The organism is Streptomyces cyaneus (assembly GCF_004028635.1).
Lineage (GTDB): Bacteria > Actinomycetota > Actinomycetes > Streptomycetales > Streptomycetaceae > Streptomyces > Streptomyces cyaneus.
Map to the genome: position 1 here is coordinate 45,167 of NZ_RQJW01000010.1, position 19,711 is coordinate 64,877.

General features: G+C 71.0%; 20 protein-coding genes. 13 read left to right on the top strand and 7 right to left on the bottom strand.

Translation table 11 applies throughout. The annotated features are described in order from the left end of the window. The first annotated feature begins 160 nt into the window (after positions 1–160). The 8 genes from EHO50_RS32440 to EHO50_RS32475 are packed head-to-tail and all read left to right on the top strand — an operon-like array spanning position 161 to position 8,026. Positions 161–1,231: a sugar ABC transporter substrate-binding protein gene (locus EHO50_RS32440; RefSeq protein ID WP_128434814.1), complete on the top strand. Its 1,071-nt coding sequence runs from the start codon at positions 161–163 to the stop codon at positions 1,229–1,231. Further along, the gene (locus EHO50_RS32445; RefSeq protein WP_128434815.1) at positions 1,228–2,742 is read left to right on the top strand and encodes a sugar ABC transporter ATP-binding protein; all 1,515 of its coding nucleotides are present in this window, start codon (positions 1,228–1,230) and stop codon (positions 2,740–2,742) included. The genes EHO50_RS32440 and EHO50_RS32445 overlap by 4 nt, the downstream gene beginning before the upstream one ends. After that, a complete protein-coding gene (locus EHO50_RS32450) occupies positions 2,735–3,760 on the top strand; it encodes an ABC transporter permease (RefSeq protein WP_128434816.1) in 1,026 nt (341 codons plus the stop codon). The genes EHO50_RS32445 and EHO50_RS32450 overlap by 8 nt, the downstream gene beginning before the upstream one ends. A gap of 46 nt (positions 3,761–3,806) precedes the next feature. Then, entirely contained in the window at positions 3,807–5,153 is a 1,347-nt protein-coding gene (locus EHO50_RS32455) for an L-fuconate dehydratase (protein ID WP_128434817.1), read from the top strand. Beyond that, complete coding sequence (locus EHO50_RS32460; protein WP_128434818.1) at positions 5,150–5,905, top strand: SDR family NAD(P)-dependent oxidoreductase; 756 nt, start codon at positions 5,150–5,152, stop codon at positions 5,903–5,905. The genes EHO50_RS32455 and EHO50_RS32460 overlap by 4 nt, the downstream gene beginning before the upstream one ends. Then, the gene (locus EHO50_RS32465) at positions 5,902–6,891 is read left to right on the top strand and encodes an aldo/keto reductase (RefSeq protein ID WP_128434819.1); all 990 of its coding nucleotides are present in this window, start codon (positions 5,902–5,904) and stop codon (positions 6,889–6,891) included. The genes EHO50_RS32460 and EHO50_RS32465 overlap by 4 nt, the downstream gene beginning before the upstream one ends. Next, the gene (locus EHO50_RS32470) at positions 6,891–7,205 is read left to right on the top strand and encodes an L-rhamnose mutarotase (protein WP_128434820.1); all 315 of its coding nucleotides are present in this window, start codon (positions 6,891–6,893) and stop codon (positions 7,203–7,205) included. The genes EHO50_RS32465 and EHO50_RS32470 overlap by 1 nt, the downstream gene beginning before the upstream one ends. Further along, the gene (locus tag EHO50_RS32475) at positions 7,190–8,026 is read left to right on the top strand and encodes an amidohydrolase family protein (protein WP_181449734.1); all 837 of its coding nucleotides are present in this window, start codon (positions 7,190–7,192) and stop codon (positions 8,024–8,026) included. The genes EHO50_RS32470 and EHO50_RS32475 overlap by 16 nt, the downstream gene beginning before the upstream one ends. On the opposite strand, the gene EHO50_RS32480 is transcribed toward EHO50_RS32475, so the two are convergent. After that, positions 8,014–9,435 (bottom strand): lipase maturation factor family protein, encoded by a 1,422-nt coding sequence (locus tag EHO50_RS32480; RefSeq protein WP_128434822.1) that lies wholly within the window; start codon positions 9,433–9,435, stop codon positions 8,014–8,016. The two genes, EHO50_RS32475 and EHO50_RS32480, sit on opposite strands and share 13 nt — an antisense overlap. A gap of 144 nt (positions 9,436–9,579) precedes the next feature. Here EHO50_RS32480 and EHO50_RS32485 point away from each other — a divergent pair, with 144 nt between their 5' ends. From EHO50_RS32485 to EHO50_RS32495, 3 genes are all read left to right on the top strand, one after another. Then, positions 9,580–10,803 carry a DUF6777 domain-containing protein gene (locus tag EHO50_RS32485; protein ID WP_128434823.1) on the top strand — a complete coding sequence of 408 codons (1,224 nt, stop codon included), beginning with the start codon at positions 9,580–9,582 and terminating at the stop codon, positions 10,801–10,803. Between the two features lie 90 nt (positions 10,804–10,893). Beyond that, positions 10,894–12,969: a SpoIIE family protein phosphatase gene (locus EHO50_RS32490; RefSeq protein WP_128434824.1), complete on the top strand. Its 2,076-nt coding sequence runs from the start codon at positions 10,894–10,896 to the stop codon at positions 12,967–12,969. A 71-nt stretch (positions 12,970–13,040) separates the two neighbouring features. After that, entirely contained in the window at positions 13,041–13,904 is an 864-nt protein-coding gene (locus EHO50_RS32495) for an Fpg/Nei family DNA glycosylase (protein ID WP_128434825.1), read from the top strand. Between the two features lie 2 nt (positions 13,905–13,906). Here the strand turns inward: EHO50_RS32495 and EHO50_RS32500 are convergent, their stop codons facing one another. The 3 genes from EHO50_RS32500 to EHO50_RS32510 form a co-directional block, all read right to left on the bottom strand. Further along, positions 13,907–14,560 carry a zf-HC2 domain-containing protein gene (locus tag EHO50_RS32500; protein WP_128434826.1) on the bottom strand — a complete coding sequence of 218 codons (654 nt, stop codon included), beginning with the start codon at positions 14,558–14,560 and terminating at the stop codon, positions 13,907–13,909. A 151-nt stretch (positions 14,561–14,711) separates the two neighbouring features. Continuing rightward, positions 14,712–15,227: a hypothetical protein gene (locus tag EHO50_RS32505; protein WP_128434827.1), complete on the bottom strand. Its 516-nt coding sequence runs from the start codon at positions 15,225–15,227 to the stop codon at positions 14,712–14,714. A 146-nt stretch (positions 15,228–15,373) separates the two neighbouring features. Further along, positions 15,374–15,922 (bottom strand): sigma-70 family RNA polymerase sigma factor, encoded by a 549-nt coding sequence (locus EHO50_RS32510; RefSeq protein WP_128434828.1) that lies wholly within the window; start codon positions 15,920–15,922, stop codon positions 15,374–15,376. Positions 15,923–16,133: 211 nt separating this feature from the next. Here EHO50_RS32510 and EHO50_RS32515 point away from each other — a divergent pair, with 211 nt between their 5' ends. Further along, positions 16,134–17,282: a CapA family protein gene (locus tag EHO50_RS32515; protein WP_128434829.1), complete on the top strand. Its 1,149-nt coding sequence runs from the start codon at positions 16,134–16,136 to the stop codon at positions 17,280–17,282. A gap of 10 nt (positions 17,283–17,292) precedes the next feature. Here the strand turns inward: EHO50_RS32515 and EHO50_RS32520 are convergent, their stop codons facing one another. Next, complete coding sequence (locus EHO50_RS32520; RefSeq protein WP_128434830.1) at positions 17,293–17,766, bottom strand: MarR family winged helix-turn-helix transcriptional regulator; 474 nt, start codon at positions 17,764–17,766, stop codon at positions 17,293–17,295. 57 nt (positions 17,767–17,823) lie between these two features. Between EHO50_RS32520 and EHO50_RS32525 the strand changes: the two genes are divergently transcribed. After that, positions 17,824–18,660 (top strand): alpha/beta fold hydrolase, encoded by an 837-nt coding sequence (locus EHO50_RS32525; protein WP_246101626.1) that lies wholly within the window; start codon positions 17,824–17,826, stop codon positions 18,658–18,660. 12 nt (positions 18,661–18,672) lie between these two features. Here the strand turns inward: EHO50_RS32525 and EHO50_RS32530 are convergent, their stop codons facing one another. Both EHO50_RS32530 and EHO50_RS32535 read right to left on the bottom strand, forming a co-directional pair. Next, on the bottom strand, positions 18,673–19,134 hold the full coding sequence (locus EHO50_RS32530; RefSeq protein WP_128434832.1) for a pyridoxamine 5'-phosphate oxidase family protein: 462 nt from the start codon (positions 19,132–19,134) through the stop codon (positions 18,673–18,675). Between the two features lie 60 nt (positions 19,135–19,194). Then, positions 19,195–19,656, bottom strand: coding sequence for a universal stress protein (locus EHO50_RS32535; protein WP_128434833.1), 462 nt, complete (start codon positions 19,654–19,656; stop codon positions 19,195–19,197). Positions 19,657–19,711: the final 55 nt, after the last annotated feature.

Here is a 19,711-nt window from a genome sequence, read left to right on the forward strand (position 1 = left end):
CGGGTGCGCCGCAGTCTAACCACCAGGGTGGTCGGACCACTATGGCTGAAAGCCGGGAAAATGTGCGATCGAAGGGTGTTGTATCGGGGAAGTGGTCTGATAAATATGCGGGCATCTGCTCGAACCATGTGCTCGAACACGCTCGACGAGGAGCCGCCAGATGCTCGACAGTGCAGTGCGCAAGCAGAACAGGTCACGGATGGTCCAAGCGGTGGCCGCGGCCGTCGGCGCCTCGCTCGTGCTCGCCGCGTGCGGCAGCACCAAGGACACCGGCGCCGCGAGCGCCGAAGGTGGTGGAACCGGCAAGGTCGGGGTGATCCTGCCCCTGCTGACCTCGCCGTTCTGGCAGTCGTACAACGACTACGTGCCGAAGATGGCCGACTCCGAAGGCGTCGACACGCTCAAGACGGTCAACTCCAACAGCGACCCCTCCCAGCAGATCACCGACATCAACAACCAGCTCAACCAGGGCGTGAAGGGCCTGGTCGTCGCCCCGCTGGACAGCGCGGCCATCGAGGCCGGCCTCGACCAGGCGGAGCGCAAGGGCGTGCCGGTCGTCGCGGTCGACGTGGCGCCCGACAAGGGCAAGGTCGCGATGGTGGTGCGGGCGAACAACGTGGCGTACGGCGAGAAGGCCTGCCAGTACCTCGGCGAGCAGATCCCCTCGGGCAAGGTCGTGCAGATCATGGGCGACCTGGCCTCGGTCAACGGCCGTGACCGCTCCGAGGCGTTCCGGGCCTGCGTGAAGAAGAACTTCCCCAAGCTGAAGGTCCTGGAGATACCGGCCAAGTGGGAGTCCGACACCGCGGCCTCCAAGCTGGACACCCTCCTGAACGCCAACCCCGACATCAAGGGCATCTACATGCAGGCCGGCGGCGTCTACCTCGCGCCGACCCTCCAGACCCTGAAGTCCAAGGGGATGCTGAAGAAGGCCGGACAGGCCGGGCACATCACGATCGTCTCCAACGACGGCATCGCGCAGGAGTACGACGCCATCCGCAAGGGCGAGATCGACGCGACCGTCTCCCAGCCCGCCGACCTGTACGCCAAGTACGGCATGTACTACATCAAGGCGGCGATGGAGGGGAAGACCTTCGAGCCCGGCCCGACGGACCATGACTCGACCATCGTGAAGCTGCCCAGCGGAATCCTGGAGGACCAGTTGCCCGCCCCGCTGGTCACCAAGGACAACGTCGACGACCCCAAGCTCTGGGGCAACACGGTCAAATGAGTACGGCTGTGATCACCCCGCTCGTCGAGGCGCGCGACATCGTCAAGCGCTACGGCCCCACCACCGCCCTCGCCGACGGCCGGCTCACCGTCCTGCCCGGCGAGTCCCACGCACTCGTCGGCCGCAACGGCGCCGGCAAGTCGACCCTGGTCAACATCCTGACCGGACTCCAGGCCACCGACGAGGGCGAGGTCCGCTTCGACGGCGAGCCCGCGCCCCCACTGGCCGACCGTGACGCCTGGCGCCGCAAGGTGGCCTGCGTCTACCAGAAGCCGACGGTCGTCCCCGAGCTGACGGTCGCCGAGAACCTGTTCATCAACCGGCAGCCCGTCCAGCGCGGTTTCATCAGCTGGCGCAGGCTGCGCACCGAGGCCGCCGAACTCCTCGCCACCTGGGACGTCCACGTCGACCCCGAGGCCCGCACCGCCGACCTCAAGGTCGAGGACCGCCAAATGGTGGAGATCGCCCGGGCGCTCAGCTTCGGCGCCCGCTTCATCATCCTCGACGAGCCCACCGCACAGCTCGACAACCGTGAGATCGAGCGGCTCTTCACGCGGATGCGGGCGCTGCAGGACTCCGGCGTCACCTTCCTGTTCATCTCGCACCACCTCCAGGAGGTGTACGAGGTCTGCCAGACCGTCACGGTCCTGCGCGACGCCCGCTGGATCACCACGGCCCCGGTCGCCGAACTCCCGCGCCGGGCGCTGGTGGAGGCCATGGCGGGGGAGTCCCTGGAGGCCATCGCGGAACAGGCCGTGGACCCGAGGGACGTCGACCATGACGCCCCCGTCCTGCTCGAAGCCCGCGGGCTCACCTCACCGTCGTACGAGGACATTGACCTCACCGTCCGTCGTGGCGAGGTCGTCGGACTCGCCGGGATCAGCGGCAGTGGCAAGGTGCAGCTCGCCGAGTCGTTCGCGGGACTGCACACGCCGACGAGCGGAACCGCTCGACTGGGCGGTGAGCGGCTGCCGTTCGGCGATGTGCAGGCCGCCCTCGAGGCGGGCGTCGCCTGTGTGCCGCGCGACCGGCACGACCAGGGCCTGGTCGCCGGCATGACCATCGGCGACAACGCCACCATGAGCGTCCTCGACCGGCTCGGCCGCTTCGGCTTCGTCGGCACCGAACGCAAGCGCGGCTTCGCCCAGGCCCTCATCGAACGCCTCGACATCCACACCGAGGGCCCGGAGCAGCCCGTCTCGGACCTGTCCGGCGGAAACGCGCAGAAGGTCGTCATGGCCCGCGCCCTCGCCTCCGACCCCCGCCTGCTCGTGCTGATCAACCCCACCGCGGGCGTCGACGTGAAGTCCAAGGAGTCCCTGCTCGCCCGCATGGACAGCGCCCGCGAAGACGGCACCTCCGTCCTCGTCGTCTCCGACGAACTCGACGACCTGCGCCGCTGCGACCGCGTCCTCGTCCTCTTCCACGGCCGTGTCGTCGCCGAACACCCGGCGGGCTGGCACGACCACGAGCTGATCGCCTCCATCGAAGGAGTGGACCGCAATGGCTGACACCAAGGCCCCACCGGCCCTGCCCGTGAAGGTGCCGGACGCCCGTGCCGCCAGGACGGTTCTGCTCCGCCGCGCCCGTGAACTCGCCCTCGTACCGGCCCTGTTGCTCCTCATGGTGCTCGGCGCGGTGGTCAACGACTCGTTCCTCACCGAGCGCAACCTGATCTCCATCCTCGGCGCCTCCGCCGCGCTGGCGATGGTCGTGCTGGCCGAGTCGCTCGTCCTCATCACCGGCAAGTTCGACCTGTCCCTGGAGTCGGTCGTCGGCATCGCGCCCGCCGTCGGAGCGCTTCTCGTGCTGCCCGCCGCCCAGTCGGGCTGGGGCACCGAACTCCCGGCCGCCCTGGCCCTGTTGGCGATCCTCGTGGTCGGCGCGGCCGTCGGCGCCTTCAACGGCATCCTGGTCGTGAAGTTCAAGCTCAACGCCTTCATCGTGACCCTCGCGATGCTGATCGTCCTGCGCGGTCTGCTGGTCGGCGCCACCAAAGGCAAGACGCTGTTCGGGATGCCCGACAGCTTCTACTCCCTCGCCACCACCACCTTCCTGAACATCCCGATGTCGGTGTGGCTCGCGGCGGCCGCCTTCGCGATCGCCGGGTTCGTACTCAAGTACCACCGCATCGGACGCGCCCTGTACGCCATCGGCGGCAACGCGGACGCCGCTCGCGCGGCCGGCATCCGGGTCGAGCGCGTGATGCTCGGCGTGTTCGTCGTCGCGGGCGCCCTCGCGGCCGTCGGCGGGATCATCCAGACCGGCTACGTCGGGGCGATCAGCGCCAACCAGGGCAACAACATGATCTTCACCGTGTTCGCGGCCGCGGTGATCGGCGGCATCAGCCTGGACGGCGGCAAGGGCACCATGTTCGGCGCCCTGACCGGCGTACTCCTCCTCGGCGTCGTCCAGAACCTGCTCACCCTCGCCCAGGTGCCGTCCTTCTGGATCCAGGCCATCTACGGCGGAATCATCCTGGTCGCGCTCATGATCGCCCGCGTGACGACCGGCCGGGCACAGGACTGACCCCGCGCCGACCCCATCGTCGACGTCACCTACCGAAAGGCCCTCTGTGTCCCCGACCCCAGCCCGCATCACCGCGGTCGACACCCATGACATCCGCTTCCCCACCTCGCGCGAGCTCGACGGCTCCGACGCGATGAACCCGGACCCGGACTACTCGGCCGCCTACGTCGTGCTGCGCACCGATGCCGCCGACGGCCACGAGGGGCACGGATTCACCTTCACCATCGGGCGGGGCAACGATGTCCAGGTCGCCGCGATCGAGGCGCTGCGCGGGCATGTCGTCGGCCGGTCCGTCGACGAACTGTGCGCCGATCCGGGGACCCTGAACCGCGACCTGATCGGCGACAGCCAGCTGCGCTGGCTCGGCCCCGAGAAGGGCGTGATGCACATGGCGATCGGCGCGGTCATGAACGCCGTGTGGGACCTGGCCGCCAAGCGGGCCGACAAGCCCCTGTGGCAGCTCCTCGCCGACGCCGACCCCGAGTGGATCGTCCGGCAGATCGACTTCCGGTACCTCACCGACGCGCTGACACCCGAGGAGGCGCTGACGATCCTGCGCCGGGGCAGGGAAGGGGCTCAGGCGCGCACGGCCCGGCTCCTGGAGCGCGGCTACCCCGCCTACACCACCTCCGCGGGCTGGCTCGGCTACGACGACGAGAAGCTCACCCGGCTCGCCGCCCAGGCCGTGGCCGACGGCTTCACCCAGATCAAGCTGAAGGTCGGCGCCGACCTGGAGGACGACGTACGGCGCTGCCGCGTCGCCCGCTCGGTCGTCGGGCCGGACATCCGTATGGCCATCGACGCCAACCAGCGCTGGGACGTCGACGAGGCGATCCGCTGGACCAAGGCCCTCGCGGAGTTCGACCCGTACTGGATCGAGGAGCCCACCAGCCCCGACGACGTCCTCGGCCACGCGGCGATCCGCGAGGCCGTCGCCCCGGTGAAGGTGGCCACCGGCGAGCACGTGCAGAACAGGGTCGTCTTCAAGCAGCTCCTCCAGGCAGGCGCCCTCGACGTCGTCCAGATCGACGCGGCCCGCGTCGGTGGCGTCAACGAGAACCTCGCCATCCTGCTGCTCGCCGCCAAGTTCGGCGTCCCGGTCTGCCCGCACGCGGGCGGCGTCGGCCTGTGCGAACTCGTCCAGCATCTGTCGATGTACGACTACGTGGCCGTCACCGGCACCACCGAGGACCGTGTCATCGAGTACGTCGACCATCTGCACGACCACTTCCTCGACCCGGTGGTGATCAGGGAAGGTCACTACACGGCACCCACCGCGCCGGGCTTCTCGGCCGCCATGCGAACCGAGTCGATCGCGCGGTACACGTTCCCCGGCGGCACCTTCTGGGCCGCCGACCTCGACGAGCGCAAGCAGAAGGGGCACGCTGCATGAGCGACTTCGAGGGCCTCAAGGCCCTGGTGACGGGCGGCGCCTCCGGCATCGGCCGGGCCACCGCGGAACTCCTGGCCGCGCGCGGCGCCCAGGTCGCCGTACTCGACCTGGATCCGGCGTCGGTGGAGAAGCCGCTGCTCGCGCACCGCGCCGACGTCACCGACGACGCCTCGGTGCGCGAGGCCGTGGCCGCCGCCGTGGCCGACCTCGGCGGACTGGACGTGGTCATCAACAACGCCGGCATCGGCGCCCAGGGCACCGTCGAGGACAACGACGACGCCGAGTGGCACCGGGTCCTCGACGTCAACGTCGTCGGCATGGTCCGGGTGGCCCGCGCCGCCCTCCCGCATCTGCGTGCCTCCTCGCACGCGGCGATCGTCAACACCTGCTCCATCGCGGCCACGGCGGGCCTGCCGCAGCGGGCGCTGTACAGCGCGACCAAGGGCGCGGTGTACTCGCTCACCCTGGCCATGGCCGCCGACCACGTCCGCGAGGGCATCCGCGTCAACTGCGTCAACCCGGGGACGGTGGACACCCCCTGGGTAGGCCGCCTGCTCGACTCCGCCTCCGATCCGGCCGCCGAGCGCGCCGCCCTGGAGGCCCGCCAGCCCAGCGGCCGTCTCGTCTCGGCCGCCGAGGTCGCCGGTGCCATCGCCTACCTGGCGAGCCCGCTCTCCGGGGCCACGACCGGCACCGCCCTCGCCGTCGACGGCGGCATGCAGGGCCTGCGCCTGCGGCCGGTGACCCAGTGAGGCGGTTGGGCCGCAGCGGCGTCGAGGTCAGCGAGCTGGCCTTCGGCGCCGCCGTCATCGGCAACCTCTACACCGAGGTCGGCGAGCAGCAGGCGTACGAGGCGGTGGACGCCGCCTGGCAGCGCGGCATCCGCTACTTCGACACCGCCCCGCACTACGGGCTCGGCCTGTCGGAACGCCGCCTGGGCGCCGCCCTGCGCGAACGCCCCCGCGCGCAGTACACGATCTCCACGAAGGTCGGCCGCCGCCTTCAGCCGTCGGACCAGGGCGGCGACGACCTTGCCAACGGCTTCGCCGTCCCCGCCACCCACCGTCGCGTCTGGGACTTCAGCGAGGACGGCGTACGCCGCACCCTGGAGGCGAGCCTGGAGCGACTCGGCCTCGACCGCGTCGACGTCGTCTACCTCCACGACCCCGACGACCACGCCGAGTGGGCCTTCCGCGAGGGCTATCCGGCGCTGGAGAAGCTCCGCTCGGAGGGCGTCGTCGGCGCGATCGGTGCCGGAATGAACCAGGCGGCGATGCTCGCCCGCTTCGTCCACGACACCGACGTCGACGTGGTGCTGTGCGCGGGCCGCTACACGCTGCTCGACCAAGAGGCGCTCGCCGAGCTCCTGCCCGCCGCCGAGGCACGCGGCACGTCCGTCGTGATCGGCGGCGCCTTCAACTCCGGCCTCCTGGCCAACCCGAAACCGGGCGCCACGTACAACTACGCCGCCGCTTCACCCGAGTTGCTGGACCGGGCCCTGCGGCTGAAGTCCGTAGCCAACCGCCACGGCACCACCCTGCGTGCCGCCGCCCTCGCCTTCTGCGCCGCCCACCCGGCGGTCGCGAGCGTCCTCGTCGGCGCCCGCTCGGCGGCCGAAGTCGTCGATTGTGCCCATCAGTTCGCGGCGCCCGTGCCCGCCGCCCTCTGGCAGGAGCTGCGCGACACCGGACTCCTGCCGCTCGACGCCCCCGTGCCCGCCCTCGCCGAGGAGCCGTGATGAGAGTCGCCCTGCACACCAAGGTCCGCGCGGACCGGGTCGCCGAGTACGAGGCCGCCCACCGCGAGGTCCCGAAGGAGCTCACGGACGCCATCCGGGCCGCCGGCGCGACATCCTGGACGATCTGGCGCAGCGGCACCGACCTCTTCCACGTCCTGGAGTGCGAGGACTACGCCCGCCTCCTCGCCGAGCTGGAGAAACTGCCGGTCAACGTGGCCTGGCAGGCTCGCATGGCCGAGCTGCTCGACGTGGTGCACGACTACTCCGGCGAGGGCGCGGACGCCGGCCTGCCCGTCGTATGGGAGCTGCCGTGATCGTCGACGCCCACTTCCACGTCTGGGACCTGTCGGTACGGGACCAGGACTGGATCGACGAACACAGCCCACTGCGACGGAACTTCACCATCGAGGACCTCGTACCCGAGGCCCGCGCGGCCGGGGTCGACCATGCGGTTCTCGTCCAGACCATCACCGTGCCCGAGGAGACCCCGGAGTTCCTGGCCCTCGCCGCCGAGCACGAGCTGATCGCCGGTGTCGTCGGCTGGACCGACCTCACCCGCCCGGACATCGCCGACGAGCTGGCCCGCCTGCGGGCGCTGCCCGGCGGACAGTACCTCAAGGGCATCCGCCACCAGGTGCAGGGCGAGCCGGATCCGCAGTGGCTGCTGCGGGCGGACGTACGGCGCGGACTGGCCGCCGTCGCCGACGCCGGGCTGGTCTACGACCTGGTCGTGCTGCCGCACCAGCTGCCGGCCTGCGTCAAGGCGGCGGCCTCGCTGCCCGAACTCCCCTTCGTCCTGGACCACTTGGGCAAGCCGCCCATCGTGTCCGGCGCCCTTGAACCCTGGGCGAGCGACGTCCGCGCCCTCGCCGCGCTCCCCAACACCGTCTGCAAACTCTCCGGCCTGATCACCGAAGCCGACCTGGCCTCCTGGACCGTCGACGACCTGCGCCCGTACGCCGACGTGGTCCTGGACGCCTTCGGCCCGCAGCGACTGATGTTCGGTTCGGACTGGCCGGTGTGCACGCCCGCCGCGTCGTACGAGCAAGTGCTCGCCACGGCACAGGAGTTGACGGACAAGGCCGATCGCACGCAGATGTTCGAGATCACCGCCACCCGTGTCTACGATCTCTGAGCCACCCCCGCCAACCGCGTGGGCGGCAGATACTCCCGCACATATGTGCGCTCCCAGCACGCACCCGTCTCCCGCAGCTCACGCCAGGTCGTGTAGCGGTAGCGGAAGAGGCGGGCGCGTACATAGCGGGGCGGGGCGTCCGGCGGGAACGGTGAGCGGCGCAGCAGCTTCAGCGTGTCGCGGTCGTTCTCCAGGAGCCGCTCCACCAGGGCGGCGAACCACGACCCGGCGTACGCGGGCGACAGCGCGGCGAACCACATCAGCCAGTCCAGCCGCAGATGGTACGGCGCGAACTGCCGCGGCCAGCGCCCGGGATCGCCCGGCTTGCCCTTGAACTCGTACTCCCGCCAGTCCGAGTCCTCGCGCGGTACGTCGTCGGCGGTGCCCTCGATCACCACCTCGTAGCGGATCCGGCTGACGCTGCCGAACGCACCGTAGGTGTTGACCAGGTGGAGCGGGTCGAAGGAGCGGTTCATGACCTGGCGGCGGGAGATCATGTTGGCCACCGGGTGGTAGCTCAGGAACAGGAGCAGCGCGGCGATGGCCAGGACCACGACCTCGTACCACAGCGGCGCGTCCGGCACGGACGGTGGATCGCTGGGCCACTGAACCGCCGACAGGGCCAGCACGATGGTGATCCAGTTCAGCCAGGAGAAGTTGCCGGACAGGACCAGCCACAGCTGGGTCACGATCATCAGCGAGGCGGCGGCCGTCGCGATCGGCTGCGGGGTGAACAGGAGCACCGGCACCACGAGTTGGGTGACGTGGTTGGCGGCCACCTCGACCCGGTGCAGGGGCTTGGGCAGATGGTGGAAGAACCAGCTCAGCGGGCCCGGCATCGGCTGGGTCTCGTGGTGGTGGTCCAGGCAGGTCAGCTTCCGCCAGCAGGCGTCGCCACGCATCTTGATCAGACCCGCGCCGAACTCGACGCGGAACAGGATCCAGCGCAGCAGGAACAGCACCACGACCGGCGGCCCCACCTCGTCGTTGCCCAGGAACACGGCCAGGAAGCCGACCTCCAGCAACAGGGACTCCCAGCCGAACGAGTACCAGGTCTGGCCGACGTTCACGATCGACAGATACAGCGCCCACGGGACCAGCCACAGCAGCATGGCGCCCCACAGGGGCACCGTGTTGTCCAGCCCGGCCAGCAGCGCCGTCGACACCGCGCAGCCCGACCAGGCGCAGGTGGCGAAGAACCGGTCCGAGTAGTGCAGTTGGAAGACGCTCGGCGCGGCCTTGAACGGCACCCGCGCGACGAAGCGCGGCACGGGCAGCATGCCGCGCTCGCCCATCAGCGCCCGGAACTGCAGGGCCGCCGTCAGGAACGCGACGAGATACACGCCGGCCAGAGCCCGCTGGAAGACCAGCCGGCTCGTCCAGTAGTCGGGCGAGATGAACCACTCCACGGGCGTGTACTCCTCTCTTCATTGTCGCGCCCCCACGTCATGTGACTCTCCGTATATCACCTCTCCGCTTGCGTAACCCAAGCGAGTGAAGCAGACAATAGTGGCGAAATGCACGGAATTGCCCGGAACAGGCGGGAGGGCGTGGTGCGGACATCCACCGGAGCCGTCGTCACGGCCTGCGCGCTCTCGGCGGCGCTCGTCGCCGCCGGCTGCGGCGCGGACGTGGGCACGGAATCGAGCGGGGAGGTCTTCCTCGAACCCGCGGCGGCCAAGGGGCCGGGCCCCTTCACGGACTCCACGGTGATCTCGGCGGCCATCCCGGCCCCGGTCGCCCGAACGCCGCAGCCGTCGCAGTCGGGGCGGACCGGGCCGCAGCCCCTGTCCGGCGGCACGCCCGGCCTCTACGCCGGCACCCGCGGGACCGGCAGCTGTGACGTGCAGCGGCAGATCGACCACCTCGCCGCCGACCGGTCCAGGGCCGGCGTCTTCGCCCGGGCCGCGGGCATCCCCCGGGCCTCGATCCCCGGTTATCTGCGGAGTCTCACCTCGGTCGTGCTGCGCGCCGACACCCGGGTCACCAACCACGGGTTCCGCGACGGTCACGGGACCGGCTACCAGTCCGTCCTCCAGGCGGGCACCGCGGTCCTCGTCGACGGCCACGGTGTGCCCCGCGTCCGCTGCGCCTGCGGCAACCCGCTCGCCCCGGCCGCCGGCCTGCGGGGCAACCCGGGCACCCGCGGCCGGCCCTGGTCCGGGTACCGGCCGGCCCAGGTCGTCGTGGTGGCCCCGACGATCCAGGTGATCACCAACATCACGATCATCGACATCGCCGACCACACCTGGATCGAGCGGCCGACCGGCCACCGGGGGCACGACCGCGACCACGCCCTGCCGCGGCCGAAGCCGGTGACCCCGACACCGCACCCGCACGACAGCCCCTCCGGCACCTCGCCCGGCGAGGACGGCAGGCTCCCCTCGGGCGAGGGCACGCCCCCGTCCGACGAGCACACCTCCCCGGAGGCGTCGCCGAGCGACTGCGTGACCCCGACGGCCACCGCCACCCAGGGCGCCACCGACGACACGGTGACCGAGGCGGCGTCGGACACGCCGAGCACCGGCCCCACCCACTGCCCTACGGCCACCGCCCCGGCGTCCCCGCGGGAGCCCGGCGCCCCCGAATCTGGGACCGAACCGGAGACCTCCCCGAAGACCCCGTCGCCCTCGGGGTCCTCGGACGCCCCGGAGGAGACCGGCCCCGAAACCGTCCCGGACAGCCCCGACCTGCCCGACGGCGGCGGTCTGATCCCCGACGAGCCGAACACCACGGACAGCATCTTCGGCAGCCCCACCAACGTCTTCGACGGCTGACCGACAGCTGTGGACAGACCCCGGGCGTCGGGTAGGACCAATCCCGTCGCCCCAGTCGAAGATTCCGGCAAACCCTGGCAAGGTGGCCCCATGGTTGATCGGGGAGCGAGCGCCCTGGCACTCCCGGACGACTGGCCCGCCCACCCGGATCCGATCCTGGCGCTCAACCGCATGGGCAGTTTCGACTGGGACCTGGACACCGGTCTGTTCCACATGGACGCCCAGGCCCACGAGGTCTTCGACCTGCGCCCCGACGAATACGACGGACACCCCACGACCCTCGCGATCCGGGTACCGCCACCGGAGGCTTACCGGCTGGACGGCCTGGTCTCCCAGGCCATGAAGGACGGCAGCGAGAACTACGGCGCCTACTTCCGCATCCGCTGCCGCGACGGCACCCTGCGCTGGACCCACACCCAGGGCTACATCCGCCGTGACGAGACGGGCCGCCCGCGCCGCATCATCGGCATCGTCCGCGACGCCACCGACGAACTCGCCGAGAGCGAGGACCGGCGCGAGCAGGCGGCCGAGGACGAGGCCCGCCGGCAGCAGACCAGCGTCGTCCAGCTCACCACGGCCGCCCTCGCGCACGCCCGCACGGTCCAGGACGTCATCGACGTCCTCAAGGACACCCACGGACTGAGCAACCTCGGCGCCACCAGCCTGGTCATGGGCCTGGTCGAGGCCGGCCGCATCCGGTTGGTCGCCGAAGGCCCCGCAGGCAGCTTCGTGCCCGGGACCCGGGTCACCCGGATCGACGAGCAGTACCCGATGAGCGAGGTCGTACGGACCCTCAGCCCGCGCTTCATCGAGTCGCCGGAGGAGTTCGCGGACCGCTACCCGATCCTGTGGCCGCACATCACCGACCTGAACATCACGGCCGCCGCCTATCTGCCGCTGATCGCCCAGGCCCGGCCGATCGGCGCCATCGGCCTGCTCTACAGCGACCGAAACGGCTTCTCCACCGAGGACCGCAACGTGCTCGTCGCCCTCGGCAGCAGCATCGCGCAGAGCCTGCAGCGGGCCATGTTCTACGAGCAGGAGAAGGACCTCGCCACCGGCCTCCAGCAGGCCATGCTGCCGCGCACCATCCCCAGCGTCCCCGGCGCCGACATCGCCGTCCGCTACCGCTCGGGCTCCCTCGAGCGGGACATCGGCGGCGACTGGTACGACCTGATCCCACTGCCGGGCGGCCGGGTCGGCGCCGTCATCGGCGACGTCCAGGGCCATGACACGCACGCCGCCGCCGTCATGGGCCAGCTGCGCATCGTCCTGCGCGCCTACGCCGCAGAGGGGCACACCCCGGCCACGGTGATGGCCCGCGCCTCCGTGTTCCTGCACGAACTGGACACCGACCGCTTCGCCACCTGCCTGTACGCGGAGGCCGACCTGTCCACCGGAGTCGTGCAGGTGGTCCGGGCCGGCCACATCGACCCGCTGCTGCGGGAACCCGGCGGCGCCTGCCGACGCGTCCCGGTCGAGGGCGGGCTGCCGCTCGGCCTGTCCGCGGAGTTCGGGCGGCTCGAATACCCGGTCGGCACCATCGAGCTGGATTCCGACCACACCCTCCTGCTGTGCACCGACGGCCTGGTCGAACAGCCCGGCGCCGACCTCGACGACGGCATGCAGACCCTCACCGCGCTCATCGCCACCGGCCCGGACGACGTACGGGACCTCGCGGACCGTCTCATCGACGTGGCCGAGGAACGCGGCGGCGACGACGACGTGGCCCTGCTCCTGCTGCGCCGCCGCGTCCTGGACGCCCCGCAGTCCGGCGGCCGCCTCCAGCAGCATGTCGCCCCCGGCGACCCCGAGGCCCTCACCGGAGCCCGGCACATGATCCGAGCCGCCGTGCGCGCCTGGGGCGCGGTCGACCGGGCCGACGAGGTCGAGCTGGTCGCCGACGAGCTGATCACCAACGCCCTGATGCACACCGAGGGCTCCGCCATCGTGACCCTGCGGGTCCTCACCGGCTCCGAACGCCGGCTGCGCGTCGAGGTCGAGGACTCCTCCAGCGCCCTGCCGCGCCGCCGCGAGGCGGGGGAGTCCGGCGTCTCCGGGCGCGGCCTCCTCCTCGTCGACCTGCTCACCGACGTGTGGGGCGTGGAGGCCCGGGGCGGCGGCAAGTGCGTGTGGTGCGAGTTCGTGGTGCCGGAGCGACCCTGACCGCCGTACGCCGCCTGCGCGCATGACCGGACCCGCCTGGCGCTGTCGGTGCCGGGTGGCACTCTGGACGTATGCCGGAACTGCCCGAGGTCGAAGCGCTCAAGGACTTCCTGACCGAGAACCTGGTCGGCCACGAGATCGTCCGGGTGCTGCCCGTCGCGATCAGCGTCCTCAAGACGTACGACCCGCCGGTCACCGCCGTCGAGGGCCACGAGGTCACCGCCGTGCACCGCTACGGCAAGTTCCTCGACCTCGCCACCGCGGACGGCCCGCACCTGGTGACCCACCTGGCCCGCGCGGGCTGGCTGCACTGGAAGGACGAACTCCCGAGCGGCATGCCCCGCCCCGGCAAGGGCCCGCTCGCCCTGCGCGTGGCCCTGGAGACCGGCGCGGGCTTCGACCTGACGGAAGCGGGCACCCAAAAGCGCCTCGCGGTGTACGTCGTCCAGGACCCCCAGCAGGTCGCGGGCGTGGCCCGGCTGGGCCCGGACCCCCTGGCAGACGACTTCGACGAGACGCGTCTCGCGGCCCTGCTCAAGGACGAGCGCCGCCAGCTCAAGGGCGCACTTCGTGACCAGAGCCTCATCGCCGGTGTCGGCAACGCCTACAGCGACGAGATCCTGCACGCGGCGAAGATGTCCCCCTTCAAACTGGCCTCCGCACTCACGCCCGAGGAGACGGCAAGACTGTACGAGGCCCTGCGCACGACCCTCACCGAGGCGGTCGAGCGCTCACGCGGGGTGGCGGCCGGACGTCTGAAGGCCGAGAAGAAGAGCGGCCTGCGCGTCCACGGCCGCACCGGCGAGGCGTGCCCCGTCTGCGGCGACACCATCCGCGAGGTCTCCTTCAGCGACTCCTCGCTCCAGTACTGCCCCACCTGCCAGACGGGCGGGAAGCCACTGGCCGACCGCAGGCTGTCGCGGCTGCTGAAGTAGGTTCACCGGGGCTGGAGCGTCACCAGGTGTTCGCCGCCGGCCGTCCGCACCTCGTAGCGCAGGATCTCGTCGGAGTGCATCGCCGAGGCGCCCGTCATGGTGTTCTCCCGGGCGTCGTGGTGGGCGGCGGACCAGCTGGTCACCGTCTCCTCGGAGCCGTCACGGCCGATGGCGACCAGATGGCAGGCGCGCGGACCCGCGCCGTCCTTCACCTTCAGTTCCACCTGGCTGCCGTAGGCCTCGTTCTCGGTCGTCACCTGCGCCCACACACCCGACCGTGCGTCGGTCGCCTGGACGACCTGTGCGGGCTTGTCGTCGCCGCCCCCCATGATCGCGACCGCGGGCCCGGCGAGGGCGATCACCACCGAGGCCGCCACGGCGTACAGCGTGCGTCGGCGCAGGGCGCGATGCCGGGCCGCCACCGCCTCGAGCAGCCGGTTCAGCATCTGCGGGCCCGGCTTGGCCATGGGGTGCACGAACTGGGGCGTGGCCCGCCGGTACAGCAGCAACTGGCGGGTGATGGGCCCGAACTCGGTCACGTGTGCGGCGCAGCGCGCGCACTCCATGAGGTGGTCCTCGAAGCGGAACGCCTCCGCCTCGTTCAGCACGCCGAGCGCGTACGCGGCGACGTCGCGATGCCTCTCCAGGGACCTCATGCCGAATCCTCGTGCCGTTGGGTGTGGGGTGTGTTACTCCTTGCGCCCACTGGTACGCACCAGGCAGTCGAATCACTCAAGGCCTACACCGAATCGCAACCAAGGGATTCGGAGCGGCCGGCGTCGAGGATTGGTCCGGGGAGAAAAGAACTTAAAAAAGATGGATGGCGAGGTGCCCGAGCGGCAGCCCCAGCTGCCACGCCGGAGTCCACACCTTAGGCCCGTCGTCCTCCCCGACCAGCGCACCGCCGCCCGGCACCGCGTTCAGATCGGGCGCGAGCAGCTCGGTCTCCTGCAGCCAGCGCCAGGCCGCCTCGGCCAGCTCGAGGTCGGGCGCGGGCCCGCCGGACTCGACCGCCTCGGCTGCCAGGCCCGCCATGCGCTCGCGCACCCAGTCCTGCCACGGCTGGTCGTAAGCAGTCAGCGACAGCCAGGTCTCCAGCTGGGAGACGACCCGGATGCCGGAGAGTTCGCCGTCGGTGTCGGACAGGAAGATGGTCAGCGCCAGGGCATCGCGCCCGGCGCGGAACTCGAAGGACGTCGGCGGCATGAGATCGCCGGTCCGCAGCAGCTCGTCGGCGATGTACTCGGCGTACAACCACGCCATGGGGACGGCCAGTTCGCCGCCGCCAGTGCCGTCCGTGCTCTCTTGACCTCTGTGCAGCATCCCTTCCTGCCTTCCTCCGGTGAGTGCGTCGCCCGACCCCGGGCCCTTGGGGCCAGGCCCCATCCGGAACACGGATGAGGACAGCCGATTACTCAACCGGGGTGTTCAGCAAGGCGCTTTACGGAGGTTTGACTCAGCCATTGGTTTCACCGCAGGTCGGCCGCGTATCCCGGAAGCACCCTGCGCAGGGCGCGCAGCGCATAGTAAGCGCGGGACTTCACCGTACCGGGCGGAATACCCAGGGCCTGCGCGGCCTCCGCAACACTCGCCCCTTGGAAGTACACGAGCACCAGAACTTCACGGTGCTCGGGAGTGAGTGTCTTCACAGCCTCGCGCACATCGAGCATCTCGGCGGCGCGCTCGGCGTGGTCGGAGATCACTCGCGCGTTCTCCAGAATCGCGTCCCCGACCTCCGGCGGCCGCGCCTGCCGGGCCCGCCGCGCGTCGATCGCGAGGCGCCGCCCGACGGTCAGCAGCCAGGGCCGTACGGAGTCGAAGTCGTCGGCGCGCAGGGCCTCGGGATGCTGCCAGGCGCGCACCAGCGTCTCCTGCACGAGATCCTCGGCGCGCTGCCGGTCACCGTCGCAGAGCCGGAGCAGAAGCGCGAAGAGGGGCCGGCCGTGCTCGCGCTGCAGCGCGGCGAGCTCGTGCTCGGCGGTCGTCGTCCCATTGGTGAGGGTGGTTCCGGCCGTCATGGCCGTATGGCATCGCAGGCGGCCGTTGTGGGACAGAGCACACACACGGATCTGCGGCGGACGGTCGATCGCGTCGGCGAACGGTACGACGAACGGTCCGTTCCGCCTAGCCGAGGCGTGCCGGACGGGCTAATGGAAGCGGCCGGATTGTTTGCGAGTCCGCCCGATTTCATACGTATTGGTGGGTAATACGACCACACGGGGTGAGCTGATGATTGCACGCAGTCGACTCGTGGCCCTCGCGCTGACGGCCGCCCTCGCCGCGGGCGCCGCCTGCCAGGCCAACGACCACAAGGCGCCGGGGCAGCCGGGCGCCTCCGCCAAGGGCCCCCGCGGCTTCACGCTCGTCGCCTCCGGCGACATCCTCCCGCACACGTCGGTCATCGACCGGGCGCGCTTCGACGCACGCGGCTCCGGCTACGACTTCCGCCCGATGTTCGCCGGTGTCGAACCCGTCGTGTCCCGCGCCGATCTGGCGCTGTGCCATATGGAGACGATCTACGGTGCGGACGGCCAGTACAGCGGCTACCCGGCCTTCAAGTCCCCGCCGGAGGTGGCCAAGGGCGTCGCCGCGACCGGCTACGACGGCTGCTCCACCGCCTCCGACCACAGCCTCGACGACGGCGCCGCCGGCATCCTGCGCACCCTGAACGCCCTCGACGAGGCGCGCGTACGGCACGCCGGAAGCGCGCGCACCGAGGGTGAGGCGCGCTCCGTGACGGTGCTGCGCGCGGGCCCCGCCAAGGTCGCGCACCTCGCGTACACGTACGGTGTCAACGGCTTCCCGCTGCCGCCCGGGCAGCCCTGGGCGGTCAACATGATCGACGAGACGAAGATCCTGGCGGACGCCCGCGCGGCCCGCAAGGCGGGCGCCGACGTGGTCGTCGTGTCGCTGCACTGGGGCACCGAGTGGCAGGACGCGCCCGACGACGCGCAGTTGGACCTCGCCCGCGACCTCACCGCCGCCCGCACCGGTGACCGACCCGCCATCGACCTGATCCTCGGCACCCACGCCCATGTCCCGCAGGCGTACGAAAAGGTCAACGGCACCTGGGTGATCTACGGCATGGGCGACCAGGTCGCCGGCGCGATGTACAACGGGCAGGGCGTCCAGGACCCGCGAGGCAACCAGTCCACCCTCGGCCGCTTCACCTTCGCCCCGCCCGAAAGGCCCGGTGGTCGCTGGGAGGTGTCGAAGGCCGAGTTCATCCCGCAGCTGTTCGACATCGACGCCGGCCGCGTGATCAACCTCAACCGGGCGCTCGCCAAGGGCGCCGAACTGCGCGGCGTGCGGGACCGGATCCGGGACATCGTGCTGAGCCGGGGTGCGGCCAAGGACGGGCTCACCATGGGGGAGTAGGCGGCGGCGGTCAGTCCACGTCCACGTGGTCGAAGGTCTTCAGCATCTGCTTCAGCACGTGCACGCACGCCCGGAGCTCGTCGTCGGTGAGATCGCCGCCGACCTGCCGGTTCAGGGCGTGCTCGCGCTCGAGGATCGCGGTGATGACGGCCGCGCCCTCCTCCGTGATCCGGATCAGCGAGGACCGCTGGTGCGCGGGATTGGGCGTGGCCTCGACCCAGCCCCTGGCCATCGCGTCGTTGGTCATGCGCTGCACGAACTGCCGGGTCAAGGCCATGACCCGGCCCATCTGAGGCACCGTCATGGGCCCGTACCTGTGCAGCAGTACCAGGACGGAGCGCACGCCGACGGACACCCCCTCGACCTCCTCGCCCTGCTCGAGCTTGCGCAGGCCGCGCCGGTAGAGCGCGCCGATCAGGTCGAAGACCTCGCTGATCCGGTGGCCGAGGTCGTCGGGGGAGAGGGGCTTGCCGGAGTCGTTCACCCGGCCATCATGACACCTGGGTTGCCAAACTCTCCAGAAGATGACACCTTGGTTGTCATGATGACACCGACGACAGCGACGACAGCTTCGGATCTGCGCTTCTTCGCCTCCGCGGACGGCGACGTCGCCTACCGCGACAGCGGTGCCGGCGACCTCGTGGTCCTGGTACACCCCGGATACGTCGACCACCGCGTCTTCGACGACCAGATACCGGCGCTGGTCTCCGCCGGCTACCGCGTGATCGCACCCGACGTACGCGGGCACGGCTTCACCGCCAACGCGAGCAAGCCGTTCCGGTGGGCCGACGACCTCGGCGACCTGCTGCGCCACCTCGACGCCGGGCCCGCGGTCCTGGTCGGTGTGTGCATGGGCGCGGCGGTCGTCACCGACACCGTTATGGTCCACCCCGAGTTGGTGCGTGCGGTGGTCGTGAGCGGCGGCGGGACCAGCGAGTTCGACCGCTCCGATCCGTGGACGCTGGAGCGGGTCGCCGAGTCGGCCCGCATGCTGGGCGCCGGGGATGTCGTCGGCTGGATCGAGACCTTCGCCAAGAACGTGGCCGGGCCGCACCGCACCGTGGACGAGGTCGACGCCGACGACGTGCGGCGGATGCGGGAGATGGCGGCGCACACGGTCGCCAAGCACACCGTCGGCGAGACGGACTGGCACGTACCCCTCGACGACCCCTGGAGCCGGGTGCCGAAGATCGACGTACCCGTCCTCGCCGTCCACGGCGCGCTCGACGCGGCCGACGCCATCGAAATGGCCGAGCGGCTCGTCCGAACCGTGCCGAACGGCCGCTCGGTGACGATCGAGGAGACCGGGCACTTCCCGAACCTGGAGAAGCCCGAGGCCTTCAACGAGGCCCTGCTGGACTTCCTCAGGGCCCTGTGACGGCCGGCCGGTTCAGCGTGCGACCTCGTAGCTCAGGTCCTGCACGCTGAGCGACGTGGGCGCCAGACGCAGCCACACGGTCCCGCGCTCGGCCGGGTCGTCGTACAGGTAGTGCACGAAACGCCGGTCCCAGCGGCCCTCGTCGGCCCCCAGGTACCGGGCGAGCTTGCGCCGGCCCCGAGGGACGTCGAACGGTACGACTTCGGCCGGGCCCCGCGCGATCACCTGGCGCACGACACCCGTCGCCGGATCGCACTCGTCGACCACGAGAGCCACCGCCGGGTCGTCCCGGACCCGGCCGAGGAGCCGTGCCCACGGCCCGGTCAGGACCCAGAAGGCACCGTCCTCCCACAGGAACCAGACCGGGCGCACCGTCGGCCCGTTCGTCGCGATCCGCGCGGTCAGCGGCCGCTGGAGGAAGGCGTCCACGTCGAAGGCAGTCACCGCAGCATCCTCGGGTGGCAAGAGCGCCATGTACAGCCCGGCCTACGGCACCTCGTACGGCCGGGCCTACGGCACCTCGTACAGCCCGGCCTACGGCACCACCGTCACCGGCCACCGCCCCGCCTTGACCAACCGCACCGCGACGGAACCGACGATCCGGTGCCCGGCCTGCTCAGAGGCGCCCACCACCACGGCGTCGGCCTTCAGGTCGTCCGCCGCCCTCACAAGGCCGTTGTAGGGGTCGCCGCGGAAGGTGTGGAACTCCCAGCGGACGTCGAATATCCCCTTGACCCGCTCGGTCGCCTCCCGGATCTGGGCGATCAGGTCCTCGGCGATCTCGTCGGTCGTCTCCGCGACCGGCGCCCCGAGGGCCGCGCCCGCCGTCATCACCGGCTGCACGTACACGACGGCGAGCAGCGCGTGCTGCCGTCGGGCGAGGCCACCGGCGTAGGACGCCGCGCGCAGCGAGGAGTCGGAGCCGTCCACCCCGACCACGATGACCTTGGGCCCGTCCGTGCCGCGCTCGAACTGGTGCGAGTGCTGTTCCGTCACGGCACGGAGGCTATCGGAAACCGCAGGTCCGCCCGCCGGGCAGGGTGCTCGACGG

What these genes read in the sequence shown, in the direction of transcription:
- EHO50_RS32440 (WP_128434814.1), top strand. Translation starts at nt 161, where the DNA reads ATGCTCGACAGTGCAGTGCGCAAGCAGAACAGGTCACGGATGGTCCAA.
- EHO50_RS32445 (WP_128434815.1), top strand. Translation starts at nt 1,228, where the DNA reads ATGAGTACGGCTGTGATCACCCCGCTCGTCGAGGCGCGCGACATCGTC.
- EHO50_RS32450 (WP_128434816.1), top strand. Translation starts at nt 2,735, where the DNA reads ATGGCTGACACCAAGGCCCCACCGGCCCTGCCCGTGAAGGTGCCGGAC.
- EHO50_RS32460 (WP_128434818.1), top strand. Translation starts at nt 5,150, where the DNA reads ATGAGCGACTTCGAGGGCCTCAAGGCCCTGGTGACGGGCGGCGCCTCC.
- EHO50_RS32470 (WP_128434820.1), top strand. Translation starts at nt 6,891, where the DNA reads ATGAGAGTCGCCCTGCACACCAAGGTCCGCGCGGACCGGGTCGCCGAG.
- EHO50_RS32475 (WP_181449734.1), top strand. Translation starts at nt 7,190, where the DNA reads ATGGGAGCTGCCGTGATCGTCGACGCCCACTTCCACGTCTGGGACCTG.
- EHO50_RS32490 (WP_128434824.1), top strand. Translation starts at nt 10,894, where the DNA reads ATGGTTGATCGGGGAGCGAGCGCCCTGGCACTCCCGGACGACTGGCCC.
- EHO50_RS32495 (WP_128434825.1), top strand. Translation starts at nt 13,041, where the DNA reads ATGCCGGAACTGCCCGAGGTCGAAGCGCTCAAGGACTTCCTGACCGAG.
- EHO50_RS32500 (WP_128434826.1), bottom strand. Translation starts at nt 14,560, where the DNA reads ATGAGGTCCCTGGAGAGGCATCGCGACGTCGCCGCGTACGCGCTCGGC.
- EHO50_RS32505 (WP_128434827.1), bottom strand. Translation starts at nt 15,227, where the DNA reads ATGCTGCACAGAGGTCAAGAGAGCACGGACGGCACTGGCGGCGGCGAA.
- EHO50_RS32510 (WP_128434828.1), bottom strand. Translation starts at nt 15,922, where the DNA reads ATGACGGCCGGAACCACCCTCACCAATGGGACGACGACCGCCGAGCAC.
- EHO50_RS32515 (WP_128434829.1), top strand. Translation starts at nt 16,134, where the DNA reads ATGATTGCACGCAGTCGACTCGTGGCCCTCGCGCTGACGGCCGCCCTC.
- EHO50_RS32525 (WP_246101626.1), top strand. Translation starts at nt 17,824, where the DNA reads ATGATGACACCGACGACAGCGACGACAGCTTCGGATCTGCGCTTCTTC.
- EHO50_RS32530 (WP_128434832.1), bottom strand. Translation starts at nt 19,134, where the DNA reads ATGGCGCTCTTGCCACCCGAGGATGCTGCGGTGACTGCCTTCGACGTG.